The organism is Amycolatopsis sp. NPDC006125, from assembly GCF_040614195.1.
GTDB lineage: Bacteria > Actinomycetota > Actinomycetes > Mycobacteriales > Pseudonocardiaceae > Amycolatopsis_E > Amycolatopsis_E tucumanensis.
In genome coordinates this window covers 36,173-44,176 of record NZ_JBEXTZ010000075.1, presented here as the reverse complement: position 1 = coordinate 44,176, position 8,004 = coordinate 36,173, and the positions used below count along the sequence as shown (strand labels likewise).

The 8,004-nt window shown below is 71.2% G+C and carries 7 protein-coding genes; 3 read left to right on the top strand and 4 right to left on the bottom strand.

Going from position 1 to position 8,004, the window contains the following annotated elements:
* Positions 1–893 precede the first annotated feature (893 nt).
* The 4 genes from ABZ193_RS30900 to ABZ193_RS30885 all read right to left on the bottom strand — a co-directional run bounded on the left by ABZ193_RS30900 (position 894) and on the right by ABZ193_RS30885 (position 5,102).
* A complete protein-coding gene (locus ABZ193_RS30900) occupies positions 894–2,297 on the bottom strand; it encodes an FGGY-family carbohydrate kinase (RefSeq protein ID WP_354712445.1) in 1,404 nt (467 codons plus the stop codon).
* Entirely contained in the window at positions 2,294–3,625 is a 1,332-nt protein-coding gene (locus ABZ193_RS30895) for an MFS transporter (protein WP_027935724.1), read from the bottom strand. The genes ABZ193_RS30900 and ABZ193_RS30895 overlap by 4 nt, the downstream gene beginning before the upstream one ends.
* 73 nt (positions 3,626–3,698) lie before the next feature.
* A complete protein-coding gene (locus ABZ193_RS30890) occupies positions 3,699–4,487 on the bottom strand; it encodes a DeoR/GlpR family DNA-binding transcription regulator (protein ID WP_017985392.1) in 789 nt (262 codons plus the stop codon).
* A gap of 9 nt (positions 4,488–4,496) precedes the next feature.
* Entirely contained in the window at positions 4,497–5,102 is a 606-nt protein-coding gene (locus tag ABZ193_RS30885) for a histidine phosphatase family protein (RefSeq protein WP_354712444.1), read from the bottom strand.
* A gap of 68 nt (positions 5,103–5,170) precedes the next feature.
* On the opposite strand from ABZ193_RS30885, the gene ABZ193_RS30880 reads away from it, so the two are divergent.
* From ABZ193_RS30880 to ABZ193_RS30870, 3 genes are read left to right on the top strand one after another with little or no spacing between them, the layout of a single operon-like run.
* Positions 5,171–5,848 (top strand): HAD family phosphatase, encoded by a 678-nt coding sequence (locus ABZ193_RS30880; RefSeq protein ID WP_020417053.1) that lies wholly within the window; start codon positions 5,171–5,173, stop codon positions 5,846–5,848.
* Positions 5,845–7,533, top strand: coding sequence for a dihydroxyacetone kinase subunit DhaL (gene dhaL, locus ABZ193_RS30875; protein WP_354712443.1), 1,689 nt, complete (start codon positions 5,845–5,847; stop codon positions 7,531–7,533). Before ABZ193_RS30880 ends, dhaL begins: the two co-directional genes overlap by 4 nt.
* Positions 7,533–7,997 carry a ribose-5-phosphate isomerase gene (locus tag ABZ193_RS30870; RefSeq protein WP_017985389.1) on the top strand — a complete coding sequence of 155 codons (465 nt, stop codon included), beginning with the start codon at positions 7,533–7,535 and terminating at the stop codon, positions 7,995–7,997. The genes dhaL and ABZ193_RS30870 overlap by 1 nt, the downstream gene beginning before the upstream one ends.
* Positions 7,998–8,004 lie beyond the last annotated feature (7 nt).

The following is an 8,004-nucleotide window of genomic DNA, read 5'->3' as shown; positions in this document are numbered from 1 at the left end:
CGCCAACCGGCGGCCGAACATGCCAACCTTGCGGCCCTGGCTCAAGGTGATATGCACAAACCGGAAGGCGACGGGATGACCACCCGGCGACCACCTCGCCAAGGTGGGACGAGGCACCCACCCCCTGGTCATCCCGGAGCCTGCCCGTCCGGCGAGGACTCTTTTGATCTTTAGAGCCGCGCTGTCGCGCGGCGGGGAGTCCGCCCTGCGGGCGGAATGCGCCTCACGGCGCTCAAAATGGTCACCTTCCGACCACCCCCGCCCCCTCTCCTTGAGTGTGTTTCAGTCGCCGAGCAGCCGTGTCAAGGCGGGAAAGCGTGCCTTGACACGACTGGTCGGCGACTAAAGATCGGCTGTGGATCGGGGGCGGGGGAGGTCTGGTTGGGGTAGTCGGTGCCGTTGCGTTGCCGGCTTGCTTGTAAAACCAGATCCGATCTCCGGCTTGCCTGCCAGGCCAGGCCCGGTGTGCGGCTTGCCTGCCAGACCAGATCCGGTGTGTGGCTTGCCTGCCAGACCAGGCCCGGTGTGCGGCATGCCTGCCAGACCAGGCCCGGTGTGCGGCATGCCTGCCAGACCAGGCCCGGTGTGCGGCATGTCTGCCAGACCAGGCCTGGTCTCCGGCTTGCCCGTCAGACTAGGCCCGGCCACCGGCTTGCCTGCCAGACCAGGCCCGGCGTCCGGCTTGTCCGTCAGACCAGCCCTGGTCTCCGGCTTGCCCGTCAAGCCAGCCGCGGCCTCAGGCTTGCCCGCCAGACCAGCACGCTCGGGCTTGAGCAGCCCGGCTTTCGGTTTCCCTGTCGGAGCCGGCCCGGTTTCCGGTCTTGCCTATCAGCAGTTTCCGGATTTCCTGTCAGAGCCGCCTCAGTCTTCCCACTCGCCAGAGCCAGCCGCCCTCAGTTCTGCCGCTGGAGCCAGCCCCGGTTCCGCAATTCCTCTTTGAACCGCCGGTAGTTCTCTTCCATCGGCTCTCGCTCCGCCGCGTCCGGCTCGATCACCGATGCTTCTTCGCCGATCATTTCCGCCGCCTCGGTCAGTCCCCCCGGCAATACGGCCGCGGCAGCCAGCATCGCCGCGCCGTAGCCGGTTTCGGCTTGGGGCGACACACGCAGTTCCATCCCACTTACCGTCGCTCGGATGCGGGTCCACAACGGACTCTTGCTGCCCCCGCCGGCGGCCACCAGTGGCCCGGTCACGGGCACTCCCAGCTCCCGCAGCCGCTCCAACGCCAGCCTCTCCACGAAGGCGACGCCTTCCAGACGAGCCCGGTGCAGCTCCACATCGTCCTGCGGCTCGCCCAGTACGAAGCCCCGCGCGTCGGGCGTCACGAACGGGAAGCGCTCTCCCGGCCGCTTCAAGGGGTAGGCCACGACCCGCGCCGGGCCGCGCCGGGCTGCTGCCTCGTCCAGTTCGGCGAGGTTGGGCCCACCGGCCACCGCCTCGCCACCGGTGTTCGACGCTCCGCCGGGCAGCCACCAGCCGTCCGGGTGGCGGTGGCTGTACATCGCGCCGGACGGGTCTCGCACCAGGTGTTCGGTCACGCCCTTCAACACGTAGGTCGTGCCGAGGATCCCCGCGAAACTGCCCGGCGTCACGGCGCCCGTCGCCAGCTGGCCTGCGCAACCGTCGGTCATGCCGGCCACCACCAGGCAGCCCTGGGGCAGGCCGGCGACCGGGCGGGGCAACTCGCCCAGCACGGTCGTCGGCCGCACGACCTCGGGGAGCCAGTCCACCCCGAAATCGAACACCTCGGCCGCCCACTCCTCGCGCAACGGGTCGTACCCGCTCTTCAGGGCATGCGAGGAGTCGGTCGCCACCGGACGGCCGAGGAGCTTCTCACCGATCAGGTCCGGCGTGTGCCGGACACCGGCGGCATCCGGGTAGGCGCGTCGCAGCCAGTTGATCCGGCCCAGCGCCGCCGTCGGCGACACGCTCATCCCCAGCTCGTGCCACCGCTGCGCGCCCACCTCCGCCGCCTTCGCGTTGTCGTCCGCGCCGCGCCGGTCGTCGTACATCAGCGCCGGACCGAGCGGCTCACCCCGGCCGTCGACCGCGACGACCGTGCCCGAGGTGGCCGATACCGCGACCGCCCGCACCGGCTCGGCCAACTCCGCGGTCACCCGCCGCAGCACCGACTCGACCGCAGGCCACCACGCCCGCGCGTCCTGCTCGCTGCGGCCGGACTCGTCCCGGACCGGGGCGGGCAACGGCTCGGCAGCCGTCGCCCGCACCGAGCCGTCGCCGCCGACCGCGAAGGCACGCACCCCCGCGGTCGCGACGTCGACACCGACAACCGTCACGGGCGGACCGCCGTCACGTCCTGCAAGCTGACGTCCTCGTCGATGGCCTTCCGCGTCGCCTCCGGCAGCTTCAGGAACCGGGTGAGCACCGCCGCCACGATGTACAGCGCGGCGAAGATGATCACCACGCCTGCCGCGCCGGCCGGGCCGAGGAACAGCGACACGATCGCAGGCCCGACGAACGCCGCGGCACCGGCGCCCAGGTTCAGCAGCGCCATCGCGCCGCCCTTGTTCTCCGGCGCGAGCGAGGGCAGCAGCGCCGAGATCGGCACGAACCCGGCCAGCGTCGCGCCGTAGAGCGCACCCACGAGCAGAGCCACCCAGTAGTAGTCGGCGCCCAGCGACGTCGGCACGAAGTACAGCAGCAGGATCGAGATGGCGCAGCCGATCGCGCCGAACCAGAAGATCGTCCGCTGCCAGCCGATCTTGTCCGAAGCCACGCCGAAGATCAGGTTGAAGAAGATGTTCGTGCCGTAGATGACCGACACCAGCAGCAGCCACCGGCCCTCGCCGAACCCGATCTGGTCGGCGAAGATCGTCGGGAAGAACACCAGCATGCCGAACTCCGGCGCGGTGTTGATGATCCGCACGATCATCCCGACGCCCACGCGCGGGTTCTTCCACGCGATCGACACGCTGGACACCAGGCTCTGCACCGGCTGGACGCCCTCCGGCGCGAGCCGCGTGAACCCGGTCCGCTCCCGCACCCCGAGCACGCACAGCAGACCGCCCGCGGCCAGGATGCCGACCGACAGCCACAGCGTGCCGTAGTGGCCGAGCACCGGGTTGGTGAAGCTCGCGACCAGCGAGCCGAGCGTGGGCAGGCCGCCGGTGAACGCGAAGTAGAACCAGCCGACCGCGGCGCCGAGCCGCGCGACGGGCGCCACCGCGGTGATCCACACCAGGAACCCGAACGCGAACATCGGGTACCCGAAGCCGCGGATGCCGTAGGTGATCAGCATCAGCGGGTAGTTCTCGCTGGGCACCGCCACGGCGAGGAACAGCACGTCGAACACGAGCCAGATCGCCAGGCCGATCCACATGACGCGGCGCGGCCCCCACAGCTCCGACAACGCGCCGGACAGCCAGGACGCGAGCATCACGGCCACGCCGTACGCGGTGATCACATAGGACGCGTGAATTTCGTCCCCGGCACCGTGGTCGGCCATGAACGGGGCGATGAACCCGGACTCCACGCCGTCGCCGACCATGAACAGCAACAAGCCGACGTACCCGAGGAACAACGGGGCCGGTAGCCCCCACCTGGCGAGAAGCCCCCCGAACCCCCTGTCCGGCTGGGACAACCTCGATGTTGCCGTCTGCGTCATCACGCCTCCATGAGTGTGCGGAACCCAAGTTATCATGGAGCACGTGAAATTAACACGCAAGGGTGTGATTCGATCAGACCTCGGCGACGAGCACGTTCGTCTGGTCCTCGTACTGGTCGAGCAGGTAGGCGGACACGGCTGAGTCGACCACGAGGTGGTGGAAGTCCTCGATCTCGGCCAGGCGGTGCAGTGCGGTGCGCGGCATCTTGCTGGAGTCCATGAGCAGCACCCGGATCTCCGCGCTGGCCAGCATCGCCCGCTTGACCATGACGATCTCGGGTTCCTGGTGGAACGTCATCTCCGCGTTCATCGCCGAGGTCGACACGAACGTGACGTCCACGGTGAGCCGCTCGACGGCCTCCAGGCAGGGCATGCCGAGGAACGAGTCGTGGGTCGCGGAGTAGTCGCCACCGAGCCCGATCAGGCGCACGTCGTCGACCTGCTTGAGCACCTCGATGATCCGCAGGTAGTTCGTCGCCACGGTGAGCGGCGTGACCTGGTGCAGCAGCTTGGCCAGGGCGAGCGCGGTGGTCGAGTCGTCCAGCAGGATCGACATCCCGGGCTCGACCAGCGACAACGCCTTCTCGGCGATCGCGGCCTTCGCCTCGACGTGTGCGTTGAGCCGGTACTCGGTGTTGCTCTCGAACACCGTCGACGGCTGCGCCGAGACCCCGCCGCGGTACTTGCGCAGCAGGCCGCGCCGGGCTAGTTCGTCCAGGTCGCGGTGCACCGTCATCACGCTCACGCCGGTCAGCTCGGCCAGCTCCGCTGCGGAGGCCTGGCCCTTCTTCACGACGTAGTCGGTGATGCGCTGCTGCCGGATGTTACGGGAGCGCGCGCTCCCGCTGGACTTGTCTTCCACGGGACAAGGCTAGGACGTGGGCAGGTTGAAGCGCCGCAGGCTCGTCGCGTCGCCGTCGATCCCGATCTCGGTGATGGCCGCGTTCTCCAGGCGCGGGAACACGCGGCGGTAGTCGCGGACCGGGATGCCGAGCAGCTCGCACAGCGTGAGCCGGATCAGCGTGTTGTGCGCGACGACCAGCACCCGCCCGCCGTCCTCGCGCTTCGCGATGGTGCGCAGCGCCGTCGCGCCCCGGCGCGCGGCGTCGGCCGTCGGCTCGGCCCCGGGGAACGCGCCGGCCACCGGATCCGCCCGGAAGGCGGCCACGACCTGCGGATCCAGCTCGGACAGCACCTTGCCCTCGGCGATCCCGAAGTGCATCTCGCGCAGCGCGTCGAGCACGACGGGCTCGAGGCCGAGCGCCCGCGCGGACGGCTCTGCGGTGACCCGCGCCCGCCCCTGCGGCGACCGGTAGAGCGCGGTGACCGGTTCGCCGGCGCCGACCAGGTACGCCGCCAGCCCCTCGGCCTGCCTGCGGCCCCGCTCGGTGAGGCTCACCTCGCTGGTGCCGGCGTAGCGGTTCTCCGCGTGCCATTCGGTCTCGCCGTGGCGGACCAGCAGCAACCGCGTTCCCATCGGACCTCCCGTGACAAATCTCGGCAGCGGTGTTAATTTAACACCAACGGCGTGAAAGGGGTTGTTGCATGGGTTTCGCCGCGGTGGTGTTCGACCTCGACGGTGTCCTGGTCGAGAGTGAACACCTCTGGGAGGAGAACTGGGTCGCCTACGCGGCGGCCCACGGTGTCGAGTGGACGGCCGCCGACACCGCCACCGTCCAGGGCATGAGCGCGCCCGAGTGGGCCGCGTACCTGGCGGAGCGCAGTGGCACCCCGGAGACCCCCGAGCAGGTCGAGAAGGCCGTGGTCGACGGGATGATCCGGTCGATCGCCAATGGTGAGGCCCCGCTGCTGGACGGCGCCGACGCGATGGTGCGCGACGTCGCGGCCCGCGTCCCGGTCGCGCTCGCGTCCTCGGCCGCGCGCCGGGTGATCGACGCGGTGCTGGAGACCCACGGGCTGACGGGGGAGTTCTCGGCCACCGTGTCCAGCGCCGAGGTGCCGCGCGGCAAGCCCAGCCCGGACGTCTACGCCGAGGCCGCGTCCCGGCTCGGCTTCCGCGGCGAGGAGTGCCTGGGGGTCGAGGACTCCAGCAACGGCATCCGGGCCGCCGCGGCCGCGGGGCTGACCGTCATCGCCCTGCCCAACCCGACCTACCCGCCGAAGCCGGACGCGCTGGAGCTGGCCGCGCAGGTCGCGGAGTCCAACCACGACGTCCGGAAGCTGCTGCTCGCCTACCTCGCCGGGGAGCTGGTGCGCTCATGACCACGCTCGGAACGGCCGCGACGTTCAAGCGCGACTGGCTGGACGGCTTCGTCACCGCGTACGGGCGCGAGGTGCGCAAGGTGCCGGGCGCGTACGGCGTGCTCGGGCGGAACGTGCCGCGGCGGGGCAAGGTCGCCGTGGTCATCGGCGGCGGCTGCGGCCACTACCCGGCCTTCGCCGGGCTGGTCGGGCCCGGCCTCGCCGACGCGGCGGTGGTCGGTGACGTGTTCACCAGCCCGAGCGCCGAGCAGGTCTACCGCACGGCCCGCGCCGCCGAGGGTGGCGCGGGGGTGCTCTTCGCCTACGGCAACTACGCCGGTGACGTCCTGCACTTCGGCCTCGCCGCGCGCCGCCTGGCCGCGGAGGGCATCGAGAGCCGCACCATCCTGGTCACCGACGACATCGCGAGCGGGCCGGCCGACGCGCCGGAGAAGCGCCGCGGGGTGGCCGGCGACTTCATCGTCTTCAAGGTCGCAGGCGCCGCGGCCGAGCGGGGTGACGACCTCGACGCGGTGCACGCGGCGGCGGTCAAGGCCAACGCGCACACCCGCACCTTCGGCGTCGCCTTCGGCGGCTGCACGCTGCCGGGCGCCGACCAGCCGCTGTTCACCGTCGGCGAGTCCGAGATGGAGCTGGGCCTCGGCATCCACGGCGAGCCGGGGGTTCGGACCGTCGGCCGCCTCGGCGCGGCGGAGCTGGCCGACGAGCTGGTCGACGGCCTGCTGCCCGAGCTGCCGCGGGGCGACGGCCGGGTCGCGGTGCTGGTCAACGGCCTCGGCCGGACCAAGTACGAAGAGATGTTCGTGACTTACACCCGGATCCACGAGCGGCTGACCGGAGCCGGGCTGACCCCGGTGCACACGGAGGTCGGCGAGTTCGTCACCTCGCTGGACATGGCCGGGGTCTCGCTGTCGGTGCTGGTGCTGGACGACGAGCTGGCCGAGCTGTACGGCGCGCCCTGTGACACCCCGGGCTACCGCAGCGGCGGGGCGGTCCTGGAGCCGGTCGAGCTCTCGTCCACTGTGGACAAGCAGCTGGCCCGGCCGGAGGGTGAGGGCGTCGAGGTCGTCGACCGCCTGCTGACCGCGGCCATGCGCCGCATCGAGGACAACGAGTCCGAGCTGGGCCGCCTGGACGCGGTCGCCGCCGACGGTGACCACGGCCTCGGCATGACCCGCGGCATGCGGGCCGCGGTTTCGGCCGCCCGCGAGGCCGCCGGGTCCTCGGTGGCCGACACGCTGCTGGCCGCCGGCACCGCGCTCGCCGACGCCGCCGGTGGCGCGTCCGGCGCCCTGTACGGCGTGCTGCTGGCCGAGACCGGCGCCGGACTGCGGGTCGACGAGATCACCACCACGGTGGTCGCGGACGCGGTCGACGGCGCGGTGCGCGCGTTCACCGAGCTGGGCAAGGCCGAGCTGGGCGAGAAGACCATGCTCGACGCGATCGAGCCGTTCCGGCAGGCGCTGCGCAAGCAGGCCGAGGCCGGCGCCGCGCTGCCGGACGCGTGGCGCGAGGCCGCGCAGGCGGCCGCGCTCGCCGCCGAGGAGACCGCGAACCTGGTGCCCGCCAAGGGACGCGCGGCCCGGCTGGCGCAGCGCAGCAAGGGGCACGCCGATCCCGGCGCGACCTCGTTCGCCCTGATCGTCACGGCGATCGGGGAAGCTCTGGGCAAGGAGGGGAACTGATGCGGGTCGTGGTGGCCGCGGACAACGCAGGCGTGCTGCTGAAGAACGAGGTGCGAGACCTGCTGGCGAAGGACGAGCGGGTCACCGAGGTGATCGACCTGGGCGTGGACAGCCCGGACGACGACCGCGCGTACCCGATCTTCGGCCTGGCGGCGGCGGAGAAGATCGCCAACGGCGAGGCCGACCGCGGCGTCCTGGTCTGCGGCACCGGCATCGGTGTGGCGATCTCGGCGAACAAGGTGCCGGGGGTGCGTGCGACGGTCGCGCACGATTCATACTCGGCCGAGCGGTCGGTGAAGTCGAACAACTGCCAGATCATCACCTTCGGCGCCAGGGTCATCGGGGCCGAGCTGGCGAAGAAGATCGTCACCGAGTGGCTGGGGTACACGTTCGACCCGGGGTCGCCGAGCGCGGCCAAGGTCGCTCACATCACCGAATACGAACAGGTCCACGCGGCCGGCTGAGGCCCGG